Raw genomic sequence first — 23776 nt, 5'->3', positions numbered from 1 at the left:
TGCTATTATTTTGAAACTTATTGCACTAAATAAAAAGAAAAATCTCCCAGTTTCCTAAAGTAGAAACGGGGAGATAATCAAAAATAAAAAAAACACAATTTTTAGAACGAGTATCTCAAGCCAAGCTGTCCTTGGAATCTTGAAGCTAATTGATCTACAGTATAAGGTGCAGAAGTTGGTTTTTGGAAAGTATAAGTAGGGTCGCCTGTTGCCACTCCACCTAAGTTTCCTGATTTTGTTAAACCAAGACTTGCTGTTGAATTGTAAGTGTTTGGAACGAAATAACTTCTTCCCCAATCTTTGTTGATAAGGTTTCCGATATTAGCCATGCTGAAAGAAACTTGAAAAGTTCCCACTTTAGCAACCTTAATTTCGTCCATTAATTTTAAATCGGCTTGAATGTTCCAAGGAGTAGTATCTCCATTTCTTTGTGTGAAAGTTCCTCTACGGCTTTTTAAATAATCATTTCCGTTAATGAAAGCTTCGTAATCTGCTACTTGCTGTGCTGCTGTTGCAGATGGAACTCCTGCTGCATTTACTCCAATATATTTAGCTGCTTCTGCTGCATCTTTAAAGATGTAAGCTAAACCTGCCGCTTGTCCAGTTCCTGCAATAGTTGAGTTAACAAATCCCCATGAAAAAGGATTTCCAGATTGAGCATTAAAGTACACATTTGCAGATAACGTATTATTTGGAGCAAGTTTTACGCCATAACCAACATTAGAAACAATTCTATGTTTGATGTTAAAGTTTGAAGTTGCTAATTGCGGGTTATTTGGAGTCAAAGATTGGTTCATCTGGAAGTTACTTTCCATAGAGTTACGAATTCCGTTTGTGATATCGCGAGAATCTCCATACGTATAAGCCACCATAAAGTTGAAACCAAAATCGTAAGTTTTAGAAATCATTTCTGTAATGCTGTAACGGTATCCTTTATTGGTGTTTGATAACAAATAAGCATTAGAAAAAGCTGGATTTATGTTGGTAGCATAAATTGGCATTTCGTGTTTAGTATCGTAAGAGAAATAAGTAGGATTATCTGTTTTATTTACTTGTTGGAATTCTAAATCACGAATTACTTTTGTGTACATGCCTTCAACTGTAAATTTGTATCCGTCAACTGTTTTGTCAAAAGCCAATGAGTTTCTTAAAACAGCTGGCATTTTAAATTTATTGTCAATTAAATCGGCCTGCACTTTTGGAGTAGCATCATGATAACCGTTTAGACCTCCTGGAGCTAAAGGATCTCCAGCAGCCGCAACCTGAGCAGCAGTTAGATTGTTTTTATCATAACTTCCGTATCCAACACCATCATTGTAATAGGCATAACCTAACCAAGCAAATGGAATTCTTCCTGTAAATACTCCCGATCCACCTCTAATTACAAATGTTTTATCTTCGTCTACATTGTAAGTAAATCCAATTCTTGGAGAAACCAATGCCGAACTAAAGAAGTTGTTTTTAATTTGGTTTAACGGAGTATAGGTATATGTTGTACCGTAGTTTGGATCTGCAGGAGAGTTTTGCACCTGTTGGCTTAATTTTGGTTTATTAGGCAAGTCGGTATAATCTACACGAACACCAGGAACAACTTTCAGTTTATCTCCAACTCTAATTTCGTCTTGAACGTAAGCGCTATACATGTTTATTTTGAATTTAGCATACGGATTATTGAAGATTTCGTCTCTAGTAGAACCATCAAAAGGATACGTTCCGCGAACACGAGTAGGAAGTTTATTGTAGAAATCTGCAAGAGATTTGTACGAAACTCTTCCGTTAAGTGCATTTACAAAACCATAGTTGATGTCGTAAAATTCATTGTGTGTACCAAATAATAAAGTATGGTTTCCTGTTTTATAAGTAAGGTTGTCTGTAATCTCAGCAGTGTTTTGCTTCATGTTGAAAACAGTTGCTTCACGATCGTTTCCTAAGAAAATAGTTCCTCCATTGTAACCAATTTCTGTTTGAGGAAACATGATATTGTTTGATTTCGGATCGCGATAATCTTTTATAGCAGAATAGCTTGCAATAAAGGAGTTTGACCACTGGCTATTAAAATGTGTCTTTAATTCTAAAACTGTACTGATCGCTTGGTTTTTCTGTGTAAAATCCATACTTGCAAATCTGAAGTTTGCAGCATCGCGCTCTAAGTTTGTGGCTTGAGAAACTACTGTATTGTTTCGTAACGAAAGCGAGTTTTTCTCGTTGATCTTCCAATCAATCTTATTGAAGAATTTTTGGCTTTTAGAAAAGTTATTGTAAGAACCGTAAGTTCCTGGATCAAATCCGTAGTTTGATTTCACGAATTGCGAAATCTGTTCTGCCGTTGGATTATCTACTAAAGAAGTCAGTTTTCCGTTAGCATCTGTTGAGCCTGCATTGTAAAAAACAGGATCTGTTCTTTCTGCATATTCCATATTAGTAAAGAAGAACAGTTTATCTTTAATAATGGGCAATCCTAATCTAAAGCCTACTTGGTAATCGCCAAACGAACTTGGCATTTTAGAACCGTCGCCAGCATTGTTGGGCCCTGTGATCGCGGCACTTCTTCCGTAGCTGTAAATAGATCCGCTCACTGTATTTGTACCGCTTCTTGTCACGGCATTTACACTTCCTCCTAAAAAGTTTCCTAATTTAATATCGTAAGGAGCAATGTAAACCTGAATATCTTGAATCGCATCTAAACTGATAGAATTAGAGCGTGTACTGCTTCCTGGCATTCCAGAAGTTCCAGATTGTCCTCCTAAAGACGGACTAAATCCGATTGCATCATTATTGATAGAACCGTCAATGGTAACGTTGTTGTATCTGAAATTGGTTCCGGCAAAAGAGTTGTTTGAGCTTTGAGGAACAAGCTTGGTAACATCCTGAATTCCTCTATTGATTAAAGGAAGCGCGTTTACTTGTTTTTCATTAATACTTGTGCCATTGTTTTTAGAGGAAGGTTTAGAACTTGTAATTACTACTTCTTCCAAAACATTATTATCTGCTTTTCCAACTACAATTGTTGGCAGATCATTTTCACCAAGATTTAAATAAATTTGAGCATTAGAGTAATCTTTGGTGTCGTTGCTTTTTATTTCTAATTCGTACGGACCACCAGCATTTAAGTTTTCGAAGCTAAAACGACCTTGTTTGTCTGTTTTGCCTTTATAAACTGCATTTGTAGGCAGATGTGTTAGGGTAACTTCCGCATCTATAACTGCAGCTGTTCCATCATTGACTTTTGCAGACAAAGATGAAGTTGTAATCTGGGCAAAAATACTTCCTGCGGTAAGGAGCATTAAAGCCGAAAAAAAGAGTTTTAGTTTTGTCATGTTGTTTATTATTTTTTTACAGGACAAATAAAATCTCTTTGTTTCGATTCGATTTAAGGCTTATGTTAACGAAAAATCAAAAAACAATTCTTTGTTAATTTAAGATAATGAAGATGTTATTTGATGAAAAAACGGCTATCGCTTTAAAATCAGGCAGTTTGTGTCATGTCCCATAAAATAAAGGATTAGAGATGGATTTAAACAACATTAGAGATAGATTAGAGTATTATGTAAATGTTATCGATTTGAAAAAATCAGTTTTTGAGAACAAGGAAAAGTGCTTATTTTTTGCTTAAAAATTAAGGAAATAGGAGAGAGAAAACAGTGCCTTTTTCGAGTTCCGAATCGACTTTTAAAGTAATGTTATGGCGCTTAAGAATCTGCATGGTAATAAAAAGTCCTAATCCTTGCCCTTGGATATGTCTTGTGCGATCGCTTCTAAAAAACAAATCGAAAATAGACTCGATATCTTTCTCAGCAATTCCAGAACCTTGGTCTATTATTTTTAGCAGCAATTTTCCTTGTTCTTCATGCGCTACGACATTAACTTTTGAAGGAAAAGAAAATTTAATCGCATTGTCTATAATATTATACAAAGCAATAAAAAGCATGTGTCGGTTGGCATTTACAGACAATAAATCTTCATTATTGGCAATGGCATCCAAATTAAGCGCAACTTTTACTTCGGGATATTCTATAGATTTCTTTTCTAATATATTCCATAAAATTTCATCTATTCGCACCATTTCCATCTGATCGGGTTCTGAAAGTTCTAGACCTGACAGAATAAGCAATCCGTCTAGAGTCGACTTCAAATGAAAAGTATCTTTTCTGAGTGATTTTAAAACTTCTTCATATTGTTCGTTGGTTCTAGGGTGCTGTAACGAAACGTCGATATCGCCAATTATAAAAGTAAGAGGCGTTTTTAATTCGTGAGAAGCATTTTTAAGAAAGTTTCTTTGTATGGCAACACCATTCTCAAGACGCTCCAAAAGATAATTAAAAGTTGTAATGAGTTCTTTTATTTCATCTTTTCCGCTTGCAGTTGGCATTTCAAGTCTTGAGTGAAGATTTTCTGTCGTAATGGTATTTACTTTTGAAATGACATCTGCAAAAGGTCTGAAAGTTTGTCTCGCCAAGAAACGCCCCAAAAGATAATTAAGAGCAATTCCTGCCAAGTAAAAAATAAAGAATACAAGACCGAGCATTTCGAGCTGCTGAATTCCAACATCGTCAACTCCAGAAACCACTATAATAAAGGTTCCTTGATTGTCTTTGTAATACAAGCCGCTAAATTGTCTTTTGTCTATGGTAAAGTGTAGAATTCGATCGTGAGAAATAGCATTTAATTGTCGATCATTTAAGACAACTGGAACATCATCGCGTAAATACAGTTTCTTGGTTTTGGCATTGTAAATACGAATGGACTGATTGGCAATTTTATTGAACTGCGTTTCGATTTCTTTATAACTGATACTGTCTATTTTTCTAATTTCGTCTTTTTCAAAATAGAAAAAAGCAGTAATTAAAGCATTGTCTTCCAGTTTTTCATAATACAAATCTTGTCGGTGGCTTTTAAAGAGCAAAAAAGATCCAATAAGAACAAGGCCTAAAATAAAGGCAAACAGGAGAGTAGAATTTCTGGCAAGTTTACTCTTAAGATTCATGAGATTTATCTTTAAGCATATATCCTGTACCTTTTACAGTGTGTATAAGCGGAAAAGGGAAATTCTTGTCGATTTTATTTCTTAAATAATTAATGTAAACATCAACGGTATTGATGCTCATATCAAGGTCCATGTGCCAAACGGCTTCTGCAATAGCAATTCTGGATAAAGCTGTTTCTCGGTTTTTCATAAAAAAGATCAGCAACTTTAATTCGCGGGCAGAAAGATTCAACTCTTTACCGTCTCTGCTAGCGCTTTGTTCTTTCATATTGATTTTGATTCCAGCATACGACTGAAAATCTAAAATACCGCTGCTAAATTCAGAACGACGAAGCTGCGCATTTATTCTAGCCAAAAGTTCTTCAAACAAAAAAGGTTTTGCCAAGTAGTCATCGGCTCCGGCTTTTAATCCTCGTACTTTTTCTTGCGGCGTATCGAGTGCACTTAAAATAAGGATTGGAACAATTATTTTTCGATTTCTTAAAACTTCGCAGACTTCAAAACCAGAAATATCAGAAAGCATAATGTCGAGAATAATAATGTCATACGTGTTTTCCATTACTTCATTAATGGCATCAAAACCTTTGCTGACATTTTTTACTTGATACAATTGCTCTTCAAGACCTCTTGTAATAAAAGAAGCAACTCTCGGATCGTCTTCGACCAATAATACTTTATTCATTTTGATAAATGAGTTTTAAAAGAGATAAAAGTAATTAAAAGTAACTGTATTCTCTGAAAAAAAGGTACTCTAAGTATATACTTTCTTTTACGAACCTTCAGTATAAGGATCGTTCCATAAAGAATTGGGTTTTAAGTAAACTTTGTTTTCCTGAAAATCCAGAATTGTATTAAACCTTTTTAAAACTTCGTTGCCCAAAATATGGGTTTTAAATTGGGCAGGATTGTCTGTGGCTAACAACTGTACAGGCACGTCATTCAGGCATAAATTTCCTAAATAAAGCTTTTCGTTTTTAACCGTCAGCACTGGAATTTCTTCTCCCTTTCCGTTCTTTAAAATGGCTTTTTTCACGATAGGCAAGCTCTCTTTTGGATAATGCTGTTCTTGCACAATTTCCTTATCAAGCATTACCGTACGCTGATAGCCATTATCAAAAAGGAAACGACCTTTGTAAGCGGTATTTTTTATCTGAAGTTCGCCTCGAATGCAAAACAAAGTGCGAACATATTCCATATCAAGTTTTGTATACTCTTTGTTTCGTTTTGATACTTTAGAATGTATTATAAATATCTTTTTATCATAATCGATTTCTACAATTTTGCCATCAAACAGATTCCAGCCAAAACGCCCGACAGTTCCCTGTCCCGATAATTCTACTGGAAAAATCTCCTGATTCTTCCAAAGCTGATTTCCCAATTTAAAACTATGTCCTTTCAAACTGCTTAATTTTAATCGATTAAGTTCGTTGTTGGTTAAAAGAAAATCGCTGGTTCCCGAATCAAATTTTAAGTCGAGTGTTTCTTTATCGTTTAAGGTAACTTTAAAAATAATGTTATTGTATTCTGAAAGCACAAAAGGAATGGTATCGTGTATTTCAGGTTGGAGTTTTGAAAAGTTTTGTAATGAAGGACATTGCATACGCGTGTAGCAACTGTCGGTTTTATTTAAAAGTACTGTAAAATCAAACTTTTTTCCAGGTTTTAATTTTATGCTGATAGAATCTTCATTGGTATAAAAAGCAACGGTTTTCTCTTTCGGGCTTTTATTGGTGACGTATAAATCTGGTTTTGCCTTCGGATCTAAATACCATTTCGTTTTTTCTTCGTTATCTTCTTTTATGTAACAGATTTTCGAAGAAGCTTTGATTACACGGTTTTTTACTTGAGCTTGACAAACTGTTACCGCAGCCAGTATAAAAATGAGAGATGCCTTCATGATTAGAAAAATATTGATAGACGAAAAGTAATTAATTTTAATTAAACAAGATCGTTTCTGCCAATTTTATAAGTTCATTTTGTGTTTTCATATCAGAATCGTTGGCAAACAGAATAATTCCCGAATGTGATTCTGGAGCAAAAACGACATAAGAGTTAAAGCCTAAACTTCCACCCGTATGTGAAATCCTCACAGCGCCATTTTCTGGTTTTATTATTTTCCAGTTTAAACCAATTGCTCCTTTAGTAAGATCTCCAAAAGTAGGCTGATGCGTTAGTTTTGCATCTGCATTTTTTTCATTCAAATGATATTTAATGTATTGTAGCATATCTGAAGTCGAAGAAGCAATAGACGCCGCAACCTGCATGTCTTCCCAATCTATAAAGGGCATTTTTCTTCCTTTTGCATCATATCCAAATGCCATGGAAGCGGGGATTTTTGCATCGCCCAATAAAACGGTATTTTTCATTTTAAGCGGAGCTGTAAATTCTTTTTTGATCAATGTTCCAAATTTTTCTCCATACACTGTTTCCATAATATGCCCCAACAATTGCGCCGCGGTATTGCAATGTTTTGAAATTGCGCCAGGAACGGTATCTAGTTTTACATTATGCAAATCGGTATAAAACTGCTTTCTGCTGTATTTTCTGTGTACAGCATCTAAGATATAAGCAATAGAATCTGGATTGGCTTTCGCAAAAATCTCTCTGCTGTCAGGCATCCAGTTGGGTAGGGCAGAAGTGAGGTTGGCAAGATTTAATAAGGTTATTGGCGTTCCTTTGTATTGAAGATTTGAATAATCTTCTTTCAGATATTTTCGAATATCATCTGTCAGCTTTACTTTTTTGTTCAAAACAGCTCTTGCTAATAACGTTGAAGAAAACGTTTTACTGTTAGAAGCCAATTCGTAAAGTGTGTTTGATGTTGGAAGAACTTGCTTTTCTTTTTGAGTAGAACCATAATTATAGAAATATTCTTTCCCGTTTTTTATAATTCCGATAGAAAGGCCAACTCTAGAATTTTCTGCCATAAACGGAAGAGCGGATTTATTGACTAAAGAATCTAATTTGGTTTTAAGCTGATTATCATTAGGAATTGCATTTTTTTGAGAATAAGCCATTGCATTACATAGAATTAGGCTTATTGTAATTAGAATTTGTTTCATTTTAAAAAGCTGTTTTTATGTTGATGGTGATTCTTTATTCGGACTATAGCTTCGGCGGAACCAAATTATCTAAATCTGAAAGTTTATAGAATTTAAGGTCGTTCAGTTTCATGTATTTGCAGATGAATTCTAGAGTTTCAATTTTCACCTGATAATTTTGAGTGATTTCTTTTACGGGTTTATGACCGCAAAGAAGCAGAATCTTATTGTGCTTTTTGGCATAATCTAACAATTCAAGCAGATACGGAATACTAAAATGAATGTGGCTATTGTCTATATCAAAAGCAAAAACAATTTTAGAATTGTTAAAATAGCTGTTTTGTTTTTCTGGAATTTGACCGCCAAATGCTCTTCCTCTAATAATTTTAAACAAAGGAGATAAGGCTTGATCTAATGAATCTGATCTTTCTCCATACGGATAAGCAAAAGAAGTAACGTTGAATCCTTTTTTCTTCATAGAAACAATCATTGGATCGATTTCCTGCTTTAAGTATTCTTTGACGTTGTATTTCTTGGTAAACTTAACCGCATTGTAATGATGATAGCCATGTCCGGCAATCTCGTGACCGTATTTTTGCATTTCTAAAAGCGTTTTAATTTCAGGTGCGCCAATAGAATCGATTCGGCAGACATTAAAAGTGGCTTTCCAATTGTATTTTCTTAAAGCCTTGTCAGCTTCAGACCATTCGTCTACATAAGCGTCATCAAAAGATAAAAGAACACCGGCTTTATATGCTGGTTTAGCAACTGGTTTTGGTTTTTTATTTTCGCAAGAAAATAAAGTGAAGAATAGTAAAAGCAATACCGATTTTGTAAAAAGTGTCTTCATAGAATTTAGATTACTAGCGTATAAAGTATAGAATGTAATTACATTCAAATATAAAGAAACTTCTTAATAATTGGTTCGCTAATGTTTTAAAAAAGATTTCTCTAAAATTATAACCAATAGATAATTATCGTAAATTTATACGACCACAAGACCTTTATTTTCGTTACTAAATTATTCGGTAGTATCCATATGAAAGTACAATCCATTTCTAATAGATTTCTTGTTTTTTTTAAGAATAAAAAAGGAATCTCTTTTATACGCGAAAATGATAAAATTATAAGACAATCTATTTTTACCATTTTCTTTCTCGGAATCGGAATATGGTTTATCAAACATGAAAATTCGGAATTAAAAGAAGTCAAAAACGTTATTGCAGATGCCAGTAGTTTTTGGGTTTTGTCTGGTATTCTTCTGGCGGCAATTTATATCGCTTTGCAAGCCTTGGTGTATTACGCTTCTTTTCAGGCAGTGCAAAGCAAAATTGATTTTACAGATGCCGTTGTGCTCTTTTTAAAACGAAATTTTGTTAGTGTTTTCCTGCCCGCTGGCGGAATTTCTTCTTTAGCTTTTTTTACAAAACCTATAGAAAAGAAAGGCGTAAAAACCACTCAAATTCATTTTGCATCAATCGTTTATGGTTTTGTCGGAATCCTTTCTGTCATTATAGTCGCGATTCCTGCTTTAATCTATTCCTTTTTTCAAGGCACCACAGGCTCTGGCGAATGCTATGCATTGGCAGCTATTTTAGGATTAAGCATTGTGCTATATCTCGTTTATGTTTCGGTTTTAGAACAAGGATTTGTCTATAAAGCCATCATTCGGTTTTTTCCTTCTGCCGAAGTATTTGTGGAGGACTTGAGAAATAACAGAATCATAAAAAATAAATTCCTTCTCGTTGTTGCATATTCTACCATTATTGAGTTTGTCGGAATAGCGCATTTGTATGTGGCAATGATTGCTTTAGGATTTACTCCGTCGTTAACCGCAGCAATAATGGGTTATATTGTATCGGTGATATTTTTGGTGGTTTCGCCTTTTCTTCGCGGACTTGGAGCTATAGAAATATCTATGAGTTTTATTTTGATACAATTTGGCTTTCAAAATGTCAACGCCATAGCCATCACTTTTTTGTATCGATTTTTTGAATTTTGGATTCCGCTTTTGGCAGGAGGAGCTTTATTTTTATTTAGCGCCAACAAATTATTAATGCGCATTATTCCTTCCTTTCTGATTTTCATTTTAGGACTTATCAATATAATCTCTGTTTTAACGCCTGCAATTTCAGAACGTTTGCATGTTTTAGAAGATTTAATTCCGATTTCGGCCATCAAAGTTTCCAATTATTTTGTCATCACCGCTGGACTTTTTATGCTTGTCAATGCGGCTTTTATGCTCAAAGGATTGCGAACTGCTTGGTGGTTTTCGGTTTTCTTGACTGGGATTTCGGTTATCGGGCACCTTACCAAAGCAATTGATTATGAAGAAGCTGTAATTGCCTTTATCGTTTTAATCAGTTTAATTGTAACTCGAAAAGAATATTATATCAAAAGCAATTCGCATTTGCAGAGTTTGGGTTTAAAAACCGTTTTAATCAGTATTTCAGCTGTTTTAGTGTATGGTATTCTCGGTTTTTATTTCTTAGACAAAAAACATTTTAATATCGATTTTAATTGGCTTCAATCGGTGCGATATACGTTGCAGAATTATTTTTTAGTAGGAAGTTCAGATTTAGTGCCTTTAGATCATTTTGCAAGACGTTTTATTTTATCTATAAATATTTGCGGCTTTTTATCTTTAGGGTTTTTAATTTATGCATTAATTCGTCCGTATACCATTAAAAAAGAAGCCGTTGAAGATGATTTCGCTCTAGCGAATGCTATTCTGAAACAGTACGGATCTTCTGCATTAGATTATTTTAAAACTTATGAAGATAAGACGATTTTCATAACCAATAATCAAAAAAGCTTTTTAGCCTATCGAGTTGCCGATAATTTTGCTGTTGTACTAGAAAATCCAGTTGCAGAATCGCTTACCGAAATGAAACAATGCATCATAGAATTTGACGATTACTGTTATGAAAACGGATTGAGAAGCCTTTATTATCGAGTCTCAGAAGAAAATCTAGATTTGTTTACTTCGCTGCAAAAAAAGAGTTTGTTTATTGGCCAAGAAGGAGTTGTAGATTTATCGGAATTTACGCTTGAAGGCGGAGCTAAAAAATCGTTGCGAAATGCGATAAGCAAAGTCAGAGAAAAAGGATTTAAAACCACTATTTATGCACCGCCCATAAAAGATGGATTGCTTCAAAAAATTAAAGCCGTAAGCGATGAATGGCTCCAAGAAACAGGAAGAAGTGAAATCATTTTTTCTCAAGGAAAATTTGATTGGGACGAACTCAAACAGCAAACGATTATTACCGTTGATAATGCCGAAGAAAAAGTGGTCGCTTTTCTAAACGTGATTCCCGATTATGCCGAGAACGAAGGAACTTACGATTTAATTCGTAAAACCAGCGATGCGCCAAACGGTATAATGGATTTTATTCTCATTGAACTTTTTACGCATTTGAAATCACAGGGCTATACTTCTGTAAACCTCGGCCTAGCGGCCATGAGCGGAATTGAGGAAGCGAATACTTTTCCAGAAAAATCAATGAAGTTTGCTTACGAAAGAATCAAATTCTTCTCCCATTATAAAGGTTTGCGAGATTTTAAAGAAAAATTTTCTCCTGTTTGGCACAACAAATACTTAGTGTATTCTCATGATTACGATTTGCTGCAAGCTCCAATCGTTTTGAACAAAGTTGTAAAACCATAATTGGGGCAATATGAAAGCAGTACAATTAAATTGGGCAAAAATAATGGCAGTGCTTTGCATTATGGCTTGTGTCTCCGATTTTATTGTTGTGTTTGTATTAGGAAGCCATTATGAAGGATACAGCCAGCTAAAAAGCACTATGAGTTCTTTAGGAGCCAGCATTAGTCCGGTTTCGAACATAATCTCAACTTGGTGGATCTGTATTGGAATCGTATTTATCTGCTTTGGAATTGTTTTTAGAAAAGCATTTAACAGCGATTCTAAAAACATAAAATTAGGCTCGCTATTCATCATCCTTTACGGTTTAGGAGAAGGAATTGGTTCTGGTTTGTTTAAAGCCGATAGAATTGACGGAAAAATGACAGCTTCTTTTGTAGTGCACGATATCTTTGGAGGTATCGGTCTTCTTGCCGCATTGTTGCTTCCATTGGTATTGCGAAAGGAAATTGCAACCAAAAGCAAGCGTGCGTTTTATATTTTTTCTTGGACTGTTTTTCTTTTAGGATGCATTACGACATTGCTTTTTTCATTTCGTTTTTCTTCAGATCAAAACAATTTCATTCCTCTTTACAAAGGCTTGTGGCAAAGGCTCTTTATGCTAAACCTCTATGCTTATTTGGTTGCACTTTCTATAATCATGTATACTAAAGAAACGTAATTTTTAATGTAATGCTAAAAATATTATGATGAATAAAACAGCGCTAATTTCTCTTCTGTTTTTTGTTTTTGGGCAAAGTGTTTTTGCTTCGGTAACAGACACCATAAAAGTGGGCTCTTTTGGAAAAGTTACCATTTATACGCCAAAAACAGCTCCAAATGCAGTTGTACTATTTATTTCAGGCGACGGAGGATGGAACAGTGGAGTGGTAGATATGGCAAAAAATATAGTAGATCAAGGTGCTTTGGTAGCGGGGATTGATATTCGGCATTATTTTAAAAGCATTAAAAAAGAAAAAGCAAAATGTTATTATCCCGCAGGTGATTTTGAAGAACTGAGTTTGATTTTGCAAAAGAAACTAAAACTTAAACAATATTTTAAACCCATATTGGTAGGATATTCTTCTGGAGCTACTTTAGTTTATGGCATGTTGGCGCAAGCTCCTGCCAACACTTTTAGTGGCGCTATTGGTTTAGGATTTTGTCCCGACATAGAAACAGACCGAACTTTATGTGATGGTTCTGGACTGACCTCTCATGTTTTAAAAGAAGGAAAAGCCTATTATCTTGAAAAAACAGAAAAGCTAACAGCGCCTTTTATTGCACTGCAAGGCACAACGGATCAGGTTTGCAATTATGCCGATACTAAAAAATTCATGGATGGACTTAAGATGGGAAAACTAATTGTGCTTCCGAAAGTGGGACACGGATTTTCGGTTACAAAAAACTGGCTGCCACAATTTATAGAAGCTTACAAAGAAATTAGAAATACGCCAAATTATGCGAAACAAAAATCAGAGCAAAATAGTTTATTGAAAGAACAGCATTTAGCGCCTCTTCCTTTTGAAATGCCTTTAACTTTGATTCCGACAAAAAATAAAGAAGAAAATCTTCCTATTGCTTTTGTAATTTCAGGCGATGGCGGATGGACGAGTTTTGATCAATCAGTGGGTGAAGCTTTGGCCGAAAAAGGAATTGCCGTTATCGGACTCGATGCCCAGAAATATTTTTGGAATGCCAAAACGCCATTAGACACTTCCATTTCGATTTCAAAAGCTGTCGAACATTATTTACAGCAATGGAACAAAAAGTCGTTTATTTTGGTTGGTTATTCGTTTGGCGCATCTGTTGTTCCGTTTGCGGCGGCTAGTTTTCCAGAAACTTTAAAAGAAAAACTAAAAGGAGTTTATTCGTTATCGCCAGATGTAAAAGCCGATTTTGAAATTCACATTGCCGATATGCTGAGTTTAGAAAGTTCAAATGACAACTACGATGTAATTTCAGAAATGAAGAAAATAAAAGCCTATAATCCAGTTTGTTTTTTTGGAAGCGAAGAAGATCAAGAAACCAGAAAACGTTTTGCAGAAGCAGATATAAAAACCATAGAAATTCCAGGTTCACACCATTTTAACGATGATTATGCTAAAATAGCAGAAAGTATTTTGAAGGAAATGAAGTAATCAATACTTTAAAATTACCTGTTTCTCAAAACATCCATGATGGCTGATTGAAATTTCTCGAAGCATATTGGATGTTTTGAAAAACGGAATACCGTTTTCGTCTTTTACAATTTCTTGGTTTTCTACTTCAATTACTTTATTGATATTCTCGAAGTTGTCTACTGCAATAGTATGAATACTTTCTAATGAAAATATACTTTTGGTATAATATTTATTTTCATTACAAATTACTTTACCAAATGCGAAATTACAATCGATAGAATCTAAGGAACAAGAAAGTTTCTTGGGACTGAATTCCCTTATTTTAGTCTGACGATTATAGATTTTATACGCAGCTTCTTTCATGCTCCATAAAAGCCAAACCATGGTTTCGGGTTCGGGATATTCTTTTATGAGGAGCTGTTCATGAGCTGTAAAAAGCTTTTCTACAAAACCTTTCCGTTGCCAATTGCTTTCTTTGCGTGACTGCGCAAGATCTATAATGTCATTGCCAATCATTTTTCGGCGAGTTTGGTTTCAATAATTTCCACAGCTGTTTTTACGTCAAGCATACGTTCCATGTCGGCATTGTCAATTACGACGTTGAAGTTTTCTTCAATATCGAGAACAATATCAACCAAATTTGCCGAATTGATATTCAAATCTTTAATAAAATCGGTTTCTTCGGTGAGATTGTCGTAAGCTTCTGTATTGGTTACAAAAGGCTTAATAATTACTTTTAGTCTTGCGATAAGTTCTTGTCTGTCCATTTTAGTTTTCGAATTTTTTAAATAGTATACATGCATTTACATCGCCAAAACCAAAACTGGCTTTTGCAATTATTTTGGGATTGGTTTTAATAGTTTCCAAAAGCACTTTTGACGGATCAATAAGCGCCGCAATTTCAGGATGAAGATCTTCACAGTTTTTATTTCCAAACAGAAAACCTTCATGAAGCTGTAGTATTGTTGCAATACTTTCTATACTTCCAGAAGCGCTTAAACAATGTCCAGTTAAGCTTTTCAACGAATTAATATACGGAAAATCAGAACCGTTTCTTCCCAATGCTTTTGTCCAGTTTTCAATTTCAAGACTATCTTTTGTCGTAGCTGTTAAATGGCCGTTTATAGCATCAATTTCATTCGGATCGATTCCTGCATTTTCTATAGCGGTTTTAATGCATCTCTGCACAGCTGTGCTGTTTGGAGCTGTCATAGTTCCGCCATCTCGCTGTCCGCCCGAATTGATATTTCCGCCAAGAATTTCAGCATAAATTGTAGCATTGCGTGCTAGAGCAGTTTCTAAATCTTCTATAACAAAAGCTCCGGCACCACTTCCGGGAACAAACCCCGAGGCCGAAGCGCTCATGGGTCTTGAACCTGCTTCGGGACTGTCATTAAATTTGGATGAACAGACACGAAGCGCATCAAAACCTCCCCAAATATAAGGGCCGCTGTCAGAAGTGCTTCCTGCCAGAATTCGTTTCGCCTGTCCTGATTGTATTCGGTCGTAAGCCATTAAAATGGATTCTGCACCAGTCGTGCAAGCAGAAGAATTTGTTGTAACCTGATTTCCCAGTCCGATTTTGCCGCCGAGATACGCGCTCACACCACTATTCATAGTTTGGGCGACAACGGTACTTCCTAATCTTCGAACTTGCAGTTCATCAATTTTATAAATGCTTTCGCGAAATTTATCAATTCCAGAGGTTCCAGAACCGAAAATGGCTCCGCTGTCCCAGTCTGGATTTTCATTTATTGGTAAGCCAGCGTTATGCCAAGCTTCCATACCCGCAATAACACCATATAAAATTCCTGTGCTATTGAATCCGCGGAGTTCGAGTTCTGTAAAATACTGCGCTTTTAATTCTTCAGATATTTGTGGCTGACCTGCAATTTGACAAGAAAACTGCAATTCTTCCAGCTGAGCGTCATGCCGAATGCCCGAAATGCCTTTTTGCAAGGCATCATTAAACGCAGGAATTCCAATGCCATTTGGCGCAGCAACTCCCATACCTGTTATTACTACTCGTTTTTTCATAATCTCTTGGTTATCATTCCGGCTAAAACACCTCGGCAAACTTCTTGTCCAACTTCATTTTTCATGACTGCATTGCATTTTAATTTTCCGAAACGGAAAAATAGTTTCTCCGAAGTTACGGTAACTTTTTCATTTGGATAAACAGGTTTTAAAAATTCCATATCGGCAGATGTAAAGGCAATTACGATGTTTTCTCCCAATTCATTTCCCAACAGAAATATTCCCAAACAAACCATTCCAATCTGCGCCATGGTTTCGGTTAAAATAACGCCTGGCGTAACGGGATTGTCTTTAAAATGCCCTTTGTAAAAATCAAGATTTTCTTTGAAGGTGTACGTTCCTGTTACGCCATTTTCATCTGCGTGAAGCAATTCATCTACAAACAAAAAAGGTTCCCTATACGGAAGCTGTGCGATAATATCAGTTAGTTTCATAAGCTCTTAGATTACCATTGCAATAAAACTCTTTGTGCCGAAAATCCTGGACCAAAACTTAGCATCAAACCTTTTTCTCCTTTTTTCGGATTTCGATTCATAATATTTTCTAAAACATACAAAACTGTTGCACTTGACATGTTTCCATATTGTTTTAGAATTTCTTTAGTATCGTCAATATTTTTCTCCAATCCAGCGAAAAGTGCTTCAACCGTGGTTACGATTTTTTTCCCTCCAGGGTGAAAAATCATATGATCGATATCTTTAATTTCCAGATTATTCTGTTTTAAAAAAGGATGGATAATAGCTCCAAAATGAGAAGCAATCGTATCTGGAACTTCAATATCCAGAACCATTTGCAGTCCGCCATTGGTTAATTTAAACCCCATCATGTGCTCGGCATCATAAAAATGATACATCTGTTCGTCTAGAATTTCAGGACCAGCATCTTCTTCTTTTGATGATAATAGACAGCATGCAGCTCCATCGCCAAAAATAGCGGCACTGACAATATTTGGCATTGAGAAATCATCTAATTGAAAAGTCGCAGTTGGCGATTCTACCGCAATTACAGCCGCACGTTTTCCTGGATTTGATTTCAGGAAATTTTTCGCATAAATAATTCCAGATATTCCAGCAGCACAGCCCATTTCAGTTACAGGAAGACGTACAATATCTTGTCTTAATTTCATTTTGTTAATCAAATAAGCATCAAGCGAAGGAATCATAATTCCCGTGCAGCTTACGGTGATAATATAATCCAAACTCTGCGGATCCCAACCTGTTTTTTCTAATGCTTTTTCGAGAACCTGATGGCCAAGAACAATCATTTCTCGACTATAAATATCATTTTTTTCTTCGAATGAAGTGGCAGTAAAAACCTCCGTCGGTTCCATAATAGAATAACGTTTGTCTACAGAAGCGCCTTCAAATATTTTTTTTACTTTTTTGACAAAACGTTCTTCCTGACCTTTAAGCCATAGATCTAAAAACGGAAGTATTTCTTCTGTTGTTCTAGAATATTGCGGAAGCTGCTTGACAGCTGTAACTATCTTTACACTCATATTTTAATTATTATCCACTGGTAGCGAAAAGCCCATTTCCAGTTTATGGAATAGTTTTTTAGATTTAGTTTTTTGGAGAAATGCTCTAATTCGTTCTTTTTGAATCCTTTTAAAATAGAAATCAAACCATCGTTGCGCGACATTTTATTGAGATTGAAAACAACGCTTACCAATTCAAATAATCGATAAGCAATTTTGCTTCGATGAAGATCGTTTACGACAATTCCAATTGAAGCATTTTTGTTTAGAACATTCATTAATTCATCAATCTGATGGGTTGTAAAATGATGCAGCGTAAGTGTGCACAAAACAATATCATATTGCAACTCTTTGAAATCTTCGCTAAAAATATCCATCGTGAGATATTCTATATTCGGATAATCTTTTGAGAGTTTCTTGGCATATTCAATTGTAAAAGCATTGGCGTCAATACCGATCAGTTTAAAATTCAGTTTTTGCTTTTTGCCATATTTAGAAAGCATTCGCAACATATCGCCATTTCCGCAGCCAATATCAGCAATAGTAATAGTTTTAGAAATATCGATTTTTTTTAAAAGTTCTTTTATACCATGCAGCGTCAGTTTGTTTCCTCCAAGCAATTGGTTTATAGAAGCAATCTGATCCAACGCGCCAATCAATTCTTCGCTTTGAAGCGAAAAATCATCCATTATTTCAATTTCTTCAGTTCTATATTTGGTATTTACACTCATTATTCAATTGTTATTGGTCGGCCATGCGTTTGTTTTATGACAACCGAAAGTATTGCAGGAATCGATGCTGCAACGGTTGTCATGACATGAGTCAAATTTTTATGCGTTAAGGCTTTGGCTAAGATTCTCCCAAAGAATAATCGTTTGCTAAAATGCTTTTTCCATTCCTTCGTATATTTCTTTTCAAATTCGCTTCTGGTTTCAATCTTTCCATAATAAAAATCCAGAACTAATTCAGAAGCAATTTTGGCACTATGAATCGCCATTGCCATTCCGTTGCCACAAATGGGATGAATTAGTCCTGCAGTATCTCCAATCATTAAAATATGATTTTCTACCGGTTCTTTTTTATCGAATGAAATTTGACTGATCGTTAAAGGTTTTTCAAATAGGGAAGTGCTGTTTTCAAAAATGGCTTTTAGTTTTTTGTTTTTATAAAGCACCGCTTTTTGATACTCCTCGATGTTTTTGTATTTTTTAAAAGTTTCAAAATCGGCGAGATAGCAAATGTTTATCACATCGTTTTCTACTTTTGAAACACCGCAATAACCGCCTTGAAAATTATACAAAGCGACAAGACTTTCATCAAAATTTCCTTTGTAATGCCCTTTTACAGCAAGCCAAGGTGATTTTTTAGAAATAAAAGCTCTTGACAAAACTTGATCAATATTCGATCTTTTGCCGTAAGCGCCCAAAACTATTTTTGCAGAAAGCATTTCTTCTGAAGTTGTTACGGTAAAAATGTCATTTTGAAAAGAAGTGTTGGTAACGGTTTCTGTTATAATTGTACAGCCATTTTCGACTGCTTTTTCGAACAGAAAATTATCCAATTCATAACGGCTGATTCCGAAACCGCCGAGCGGAAGTTTTGTTTTTGCCGTTTGACCGTTTTGTGCTGTGAATTCAAAATTTGAAATGCTTGTTGGCTGAAGTTTTCTAACATCGATATCCAGCCAGAATAAATAGGGCAGGATTTCATTGGAGATGTATTCGCCGCAGACTTTATGTTTCGGATAGGTATTTTTTTCGATAAGAATAACCTTCAATCCTTTTTTGGATAAGTGCAAAGCGCTTGCCAAGCCAGCAAGACCTCCTCCAATAATAAGTACGTCAGGATTTGTTCTCATACTACCAATTTAGTTATAAAATCTCAAACCAAGTTTACTTAATTCGATAAGAAATTAACAAAATTTCAACTTTTATTTTAAAACGTTAAAAGAGTTTTTACTGGAAAAGAGAAAGAAATTCATTTAATAGATAATTTTTACTTTTGCCGTAAAATAGAACATTCAATAAATGACGATAGAAGATTTAGTAGGGACTTATTCCATTTCAGGAAGCAATCAGGACGAAAGCAATGAGATAAGTTACAAAGGCGTTTTGACTTTAACCTTAGATCACAATAACCGAATAAAAGCAGATTGGCTTATCAATTCGCATAAACAGAAAGGAACGGGTTTCTTTAAAGATAATATCTTGGTAATTAATTTCAGTTACAAAGGTGACGACCATAAAACCTACAAAGGCGTAGTGGTTTACAGATGCATCACAAAAGATGTCTTAGATGGATTTTGGTCGGAGAAACATGGAAATCCATTGTATTTGGGAAGCGAACATTGTTTGAGGATGGAAACTACAGAACGATTAAATTAAAATAGTTTTTGTATAAAATAATTTTAAACACATAGAAACATAGATTTTTTCGCTCTAAAAAAGGGTATAGAAAGAAACTAGTTTCTAACACATAGTTTTGTGTCAAGCTAACTTTGTCAAAGTTTATTTTCTGCGACTGATTAAAGAATTTTCACAGATTAAAAATACTCTTTGAAAAAATTTACTCTCGCAGATTAAGCAGATTTTAAAGATTTTTTCTGCTCAATCGGCCTAATCTGCGGGAAAAAAATAATCTCGCAGATTGGATCTATTATATTTTGACAAAAAAATTTCGCGCTAATTGTTGGCATAACTTTGTCAAAGTTCGAAACTTTGACAAAGTTTAACGCATAGTGTGCTATGTGAAATATTATAAGTGAAACGCCTTTACACACAATCTAGAAACTATGTTTCTATGTGTTTTAAAAAAAATTAAACTGGGTTTGCTACAGTTTTATATTTTCTGTTGTAAAGAATAATAAAACCAACCCATATTACTAATAAAATTAGGATTAAAGTAAGTTCTGTGTCGTGAAGTCCATTACGAAAGAAATTGTTTAGAGAATGCACTCCAGCAACCGCTAAAAGCGATCCAGTTGAAGTATATACTTTTCCAATTCCCCAAGTTCCAAAGAAAATGATTCCGAAGAAAATGATGTTACTTGTTGTCATTTCGAAGTTTAAATGCCATGCAAACCAAAGAACTGCAATAATCAAGATTGAAGTAAATTTAGGAAGCGATTTTAATTGTTCTTGCAAAAAGCCTCGCCATCCAATTTCTTCTAAAAGTCCGTAAGCTAAAACCGTAAACATCAATAAAACTGGAAATTTACCAATTGTAAAATAATAAACACTTGCAATTAAAACAGCTGGAAGAATCCAATAAACAGCAAATGGAACAAGTGCATTTTTATAAATTCCTTTTAATGACATTGGATTGTTTAGTGAAAATATTTTGATTGTAGCCAAAGCGCCCAAAGCAGGACCAACTCCACGAAGCAAAATCACTAAATATGGATTTTCTACTGAAGATAATAAATTAGTTTTAGTAGCTGCATATCTACAGATTACAGCAATTATGTAATAAACTATTATAGCGCCAAAGTTGATTTTATTTTTCATCATTTTAAATTTGTTTGGTTTAGTGAAGCAAACTTAGCGAGCCAAAATGAGAATAAAATTGACTTTGGGTAAGAAATCATTTTTCCATGACTCTTTTTCGAATACGGCTTAAACTTTCAGCCGTTAATCCCAAATAGGAAGCTATGATTTTAAGAGGCGTTCTTTGAAAAATTTCGGGACGTGCTTCTATCAGTTTTAAATAACGTTCTTGCGGAGAAAGCGTCAAAAGATTAATCTGTTCTTGCTGTTTGCGTACATACAGCATTTCAGAAATGGCTTTTCCAATTCGTAAACCTGTTTCTGACCTTTGATACAATTCGTTTAAATCCTGATGTGAAATAGACCAAAGAGTCAAATCCTCCAAAGCTTCTGTTTTAATAACGGACGGCTGTTGGTTTAGAAAAGACATGTAATCGCTGATAAAACTATTTTCGTAAAGAAGATTGATGCAAATATCTCTTTTGCCATCCCAAACAAATAATCCTGCCGATCCTTTTATGATGATATTGAGATATTTTTCGACTCCGTGATAATCTTTTATGATTTCAGATTTGTCAAATTTACGGACTTTTATTTTCTCCGAAAATCCTTTCCAGATATTTATATCGGCAGTAAAATAATTTTGAAAAACTCGTTTTACATCTTCTGGTGACGGACTTTGTGGCATTTTATAAAATTATAGGTTCGGAACGCCAATATAAGTTTTATCTTTCAAAGTAAAAACAACTCTATTTGCTATTCCAATTTTTTAAACACATAGAAATATAGATTTTTTTGATCTAAAAAAGGTATAGAAAGAAACTAGTTTCTAACACATAGCTTTGCGTCAAGCTAACTTTGTCAAAGTTCGAAACTTTGACAAAGTTTATTTAAAAATGCTTTTGAGAAAAATTTACTCTCGCAGATTAAGCAGATTTTAAAGATTTTTTCTGCTCAATCTGCTCAATCTGCGGGAAAAATAATTTCGCAGATTGAGCTGATCATATTTTGATTTAAAAGTTTTGCGCTAATTGTTGGCATAACTTTGTCAAAGTTCGAAACTTTGACAAAGTTTAACGCATAGTATGCTATGTGAAATATTATAAGTGAAACGCCTTTTAAGAGTTAGTAAAACTATGTTTCTATGTGTTTAAATAATTTTAAATAACATATTAAAAGACTAATTTAGTTTTTTGCGTCAATCTGAACAATCCTACTGTAATCATTCAAATATTTTTCAGGATCTGAAGCTGCGTATTCATTTTCTGGTTCTGGAATGACATGAATTTTAGAATCGCTTATCGAGATTACAGCCGAACAAACGTAAATACCGACTTTTCCTTCGCTGTATTTAAAATCTAATAAAGTCAGTTTTACAATGTCATTGATAGAGAGTTCGTAATAATTTCCGTAGCGGATGATTTTAAAGTAAATCTGTTTTTCTTCACTAATCTCAAATTGATTGGTTTGAATGTTTTCAAAGATGAAATTATTTTTCACGTCTTTTTCGTTAAAACCCCAAGCTCTGAACTGTACGAAGCCATTCATGAAATCAATAGAAATATAATACCCTGTTCCTTCTTTATCGCATTCGATTACAAATCCTGTTTTTCCCATTCCTTCAACTGCAAGTGTTCCTTCCCAAACAAAATCCATTGAGGGTTTTTCGAAGCAGTAAATTTCGTAACCGCTTCTACAGCCAAAACGCCATTTGTTTTCATTTTCTAAAACAAAGTCAGCTGTTGGATTTCCTAGAATCGGCAAGGGGTGAGGCAAATCTTTCTGGTGTATCGTTTTTTGATACAGTTTTTCCCAGTAATAATAACTTTTCAGCAATAGTCTTCCGCTTTTATCGACATCTAATTCTTTTGGTGGCGGAATCACGCGATGCGTATTGACATTTCCGTCTGCGAAATAAAAATTGTAAACTAGAAAGTGTTTGCCTTCTTTGACCACTCTTGCCGCATAGTTTCCTTGAGGCATTAAAACATTGTTGTGAAAAGCACAGTATTCGCCTCTAAATTCGGGTGCCGACCAATAACGGACTTTAATATCTTCTCTAATTGATCCTAAAAGATAATGTGTTCCTTTAATTTCAATTACGCACGGACACTCGACATCATCATACACATACGGGATATGCAATGGCTTTTGCAAAACATAACCTTCTTTTTCTCTTTTTGCAACACCAATACAGCCTCTGCGGTATGTTGGTCCAGAGGCGCTTCGGGCACAGATTAACAGATAATCTTCGCCTTTGTATTGGTATTTAAAAGGATCTCTAAAACTAATCCATTGGCGTGGATTATTGTTTTTGCCTTCATAATGCGGTGCTTCGCTTTTAAAAGGAAGTCCGTACAAATTTTCTTTTTTCCAAGTAAGCAAATCCGTCGAAACCGCTCTTCCTACTTTTTGTTCAATTCCTTTATCTTGGCGTTTTAAGCCAGTATAATACATTTCATAACCCTCACCATCCGATTTTTTGCTGACATGCATGGTCCATAACATATCATCGTCCCATTCTCCTGGATCGCCTACAAAAAGAGCATTTTTTACTCGTTTCCACGAAAGGCCATCTTTTGAAACTGCGTGCGCTATATAATCGTGATTTGGAATAATTAAATGAAATAAATGATGAATTCCTTTTTCATCAATAAATACATCAACATCTCCAATTTCCCAATTGCTAAATCCTGAACCTGAATACATTTTATTATTTATTTTAAACTGTTAGTATATTTTTTTTGCCGCGAATTACACCAATTTTCCCAAATTCTAATTTGATGAACTTTGGCAAAGTTTTAAACTTTGCCAAAGTTGTTGTTCAGCTATGTTTTTTATTTTGAATGAAATGTCTTTCCCTCACAAATAAGCCTATGCTTCTATGTGTTTATTTTTTTTGCCACGAATTGCACCAATTTTCTCGAATTCTAATTTGAGGAACTTTGTCAAAGTTTGAAACTTTGACAAAGTTGTAGTGATATTT

The 23776-nt window shown here is 34.7% G+C and carries 20 protein-coding genes; 4 read left to right on the top strand and 16 right to left on the bottom strand.

The features are described 5' to 3' along the window. Positions 1-101 precede the first annotated feature (101 nt). From J7574_RS09270 to J7574_RS09245, 6 genes are all read right to left on the bottom strand, one after another. Positions 102-3317 (bottom strand): TonB-dependent receptor, encoded by a 3216-nt coding sequence (locus J7574_RS09270; protein ID WP_290967329.1) that lies wholly within the window; start codon positions 3315-3317, stop codon positions 102-104. Positions 3318-3616: 299 nt separating this feature from the next. After that, on the bottom strand, positions 3617-4984 hold the full coding sequence (locus tag J7574_RS09265) for a HAMP domain-containing sensor histidine kinase (protein ID WP_290967327.1): 1368 nt from the start codon (positions 4982-4984) through the stop codon (positions 3617-3619). Continuing rightward, on the bottom strand, positions 4974-5666 hold the full coding sequence (locus J7574_RS09260) for a response regulator transcription factor (RefSeq protein ID WP_290967325.1): 693 nt from the start codon (positions 5664-5666) through the stop codon (positions 4974-4976). Before J7574_RS09260 ends, J7574_RS09265 begins: the two co-directional genes overlap by 11 nt. Positions 5667-5753: 87 nt before the next feature. Further along, entirely contained in the window at positions 5754-6881 is a 1128-nt protein-coding gene (locus J7574_RS09255) for a hypothetical protein (protein ID WP_290967323.1), read from the bottom strand. Positions 6882-6918: 37 nt separating this feature from the next. Next, the gene (locus J7574_RS09250; RefSeq protein ID WP_290967322.1) at positions 6919-8046 is read right to left on the bottom strand and encodes a serine hydrolase; all 1128 of its coding nucleotides are present in this window, start codon (positions 8044-8046) and stop codon (positions 6919-6921) included. A 43-nt stretch (positions 8047-8089) separates the two neighbouring features. After that, the gene (locus J7574_RS09245) at positions 8090-8875 is read right to left on the bottom strand and encodes a polysaccharide deacetylase family protein (protein WP_290967320.1); all 786 of its coding nucleotides are present in this window, start codon (positions 8873-8875) and stop codon (positions 8090-8092) included. A gap of 189 nt (positions 8876-9064) precedes the next feature. Here J7574_RS09245 and mprF point away from each other — a divergent pair, with 189 nt between their 5' ends. Genes mprF through J7574_RS09230 form a run of 3 tightly spaced genes read left to right on the top strand, consistent with a single transcriptional unit; the run spans position 9065 to position 13809 of the window. Continuing rightward, positions 9065-11692, top strand: coding sequence for a bifunctional lysylphosphatidylglycerol flippase/synthetase MprF (gene mprF, locus J7574_RS09240; RefSeq protein WP_290967318.1), 2628 nt, complete (start codon positions 9065-9067; stop codon positions 11690-11692). A gap of 10 nt (positions 11693-11702) precedes the next feature. After that, positions 11703-12350: a DUF998 domain-containing protein gene (locus tag J7574_RS09235; protein ID WP_290967316.1), complete on the top strand. Its 648-nt coding sequence runs from the start codon at positions 11703-11705 to the stop codon at positions 12348-12350. 25 nt (positions 12351-12375) lie between these two features. Next, on the top strand, positions 12376-13809 hold the full coding sequence (locus J7574_RS09230; protein WP_290967314.1) for an AcvB/VirJ family lysyl-phosphatidylglycerol hydrolase: 1434 nt from the start codon (positions 12376-12378) through the stop codon (positions 13807-13809). Here the strand turns inward: J7574_RS09230 and J7574_RS09225 are convergent, their stop codons facing one another. From J7574_RS09225 to J7574_RS09195, 7 genes are read right to left on the bottom strand one after another with little or no spacing between them, the layout of a single operon-like run. Further along, positions 13810-14307, bottom strand: a complete 498-nt coding sequence (locus J7574_RS09225) for a 4'-phosphopantetheinyl transferase superfamily protein (protein WP_290967312.1) — start codon at positions 14305-14307, stop codon at positions 13810-13812. Beyond that, positions 14304-14558, bottom strand: a complete 255-nt coding sequence (locus J7574_RS09220) for an acyl carrier protein (RefSeq protein WP_290967311.1) — start codon at positions 14556-14558, stop codon at positions 14304-14306. Before J7574_RS09220 ends, J7574_RS09225 begins: the two co-directional genes overlap by 4 nt. A gap of 1 nt (position 14559) precedes the next feature. Further along, entirely contained in the window at positions 14560-15828 is a 1269-nt protein-coding gene (locus J7574_RS09215) for a beta-ketoacyl synthase (protein WP_290967309.1), read from the bottom strand. Continuing rightward, complete coding sequence (locus tag J7574_RS09210; RefSeq protein WP_290967307.1) at positions 15825-16262, bottom strand: hydroxymyristoyl-ACP dehydratase; 438 nt, start codon at positions 16260-16262, stop codon at positions 15825-15827. The genes J7574_RS09215 and J7574_RS09210 overlap by 4 nt, the downstream gene beginning before the upstream one ends. A gap of 11 nt (positions 16263-16273) precedes the next feature. After that, positions 16274-17326 carry a type III polyketide synthase gene (locus J7574_RS09205; protein ID WP_290967305.1) on the bottom strand — a complete coding sequence of 351 codons (1053 nt, stop codon included), beginning with the start codon at positions 17324-17326 and terminating at the stop codon, positions 16274-16276. Then, positions 17323-18036, bottom strand: coding sequence for a methyltransferase domain-containing protein (locus J7574_RS09200; RefSeq protein WP_290967303.1), 714 nt, complete (start codon positions 18034-18036; stop codon positions 17323-17325). The genes J7574_RS09205 and J7574_RS09200 overlap by 4 nt, the downstream gene beginning before the upstream one ends. Then, positions 18036-19163, bottom strand: a complete 1128-nt coding sequence (locus tag J7574_RS09195; RefSeq protein WP_290967301.1) for an NAD(P)/FAD-dependent oxidoreductase — start codon at positions 19161-19163, stop codon at positions 18036-18038. The genes J7574_RS09200 and J7574_RS09195 overlap by 1 nt, the downstream gene beginning before the upstream one ends. A 169-nt stretch (positions 19164-19332) precedes the next feature. Here J7574_RS09195 and J7574_RS09190 point away from each other — a divergent pair, with 169 nt between their 5' ends. Continuing rightward, positions 19333-19689 carry a hypothetical protein gene (locus J7574_RS09190; protein WP_290967298.1) on the top strand — a complete coding sequence of 119 codons (357 nt, stop codon included), beginning with the start codon at positions 19333-19335 and terminating at the stop codon, positions 19687-19689. Between the two features lie 432 nt (positions 19690-20121). Here the strand turns inward: J7574_RS09190 and J7574_RS09185 are convergent, their stop codons facing one another. The 3 genes from J7574_RS09185 to J7574_RS09175 all read right to left on the bottom strand — a co-directional run bounded on the left by J7574_RS09185 (position 20122) and on the right by J7574_RS09175 (position 23499). Then, complete coding sequence (locus J7574_RS09185) at positions 20122-20814, bottom strand: CPBP family intramembrane glutamic endopeptidase (RefSeq protein ID WP_290967296.1); 693 nt, start codon at positions 20812-20814, stop codon at positions 20122-20124. Positions 20815-20887: 73 nt separating this feature from the next. Beyond that, on the bottom strand, positions 20888-21478 hold the full coding sequence (locus J7574_RS09180; protein ID WP_290967295.1) for a cyclic nucleotide-binding domain-containing protein: 591 nt from the start codon (positions 21476-21478) through the stop codon (positions 20888-20890). A 497-nt stretch (positions 21479-21975) separates the two neighbouring features. Beyond that, positions 21976-23499: a glycosyl hydrolase family 32 gene (locus J7574_RS09175; RefSeq protein WP_290967293.1), complete on the bottom strand. Its 1524-nt coding sequence runs from the start codon at positions 23497-23499 to the stop codon at positions 21976-21978. Positions 23500-23776: the final 277 nt, after the last annotated feature.

Source organism: Flavobacterium sp., from assembly GCF_017744675.1.
In the GTDB taxonomy this organism is placed as follows: Bacteria; Bacteroidota; Bacteroidia; order Flavobacteriales; family Flavobacteriaceae; genus Flavobacterium.
The sequence above is the reverse complement of the archived record's forward strand: the minus strand, read 5'-3'. Positions and strand labels throughout refer to the sequence as shown.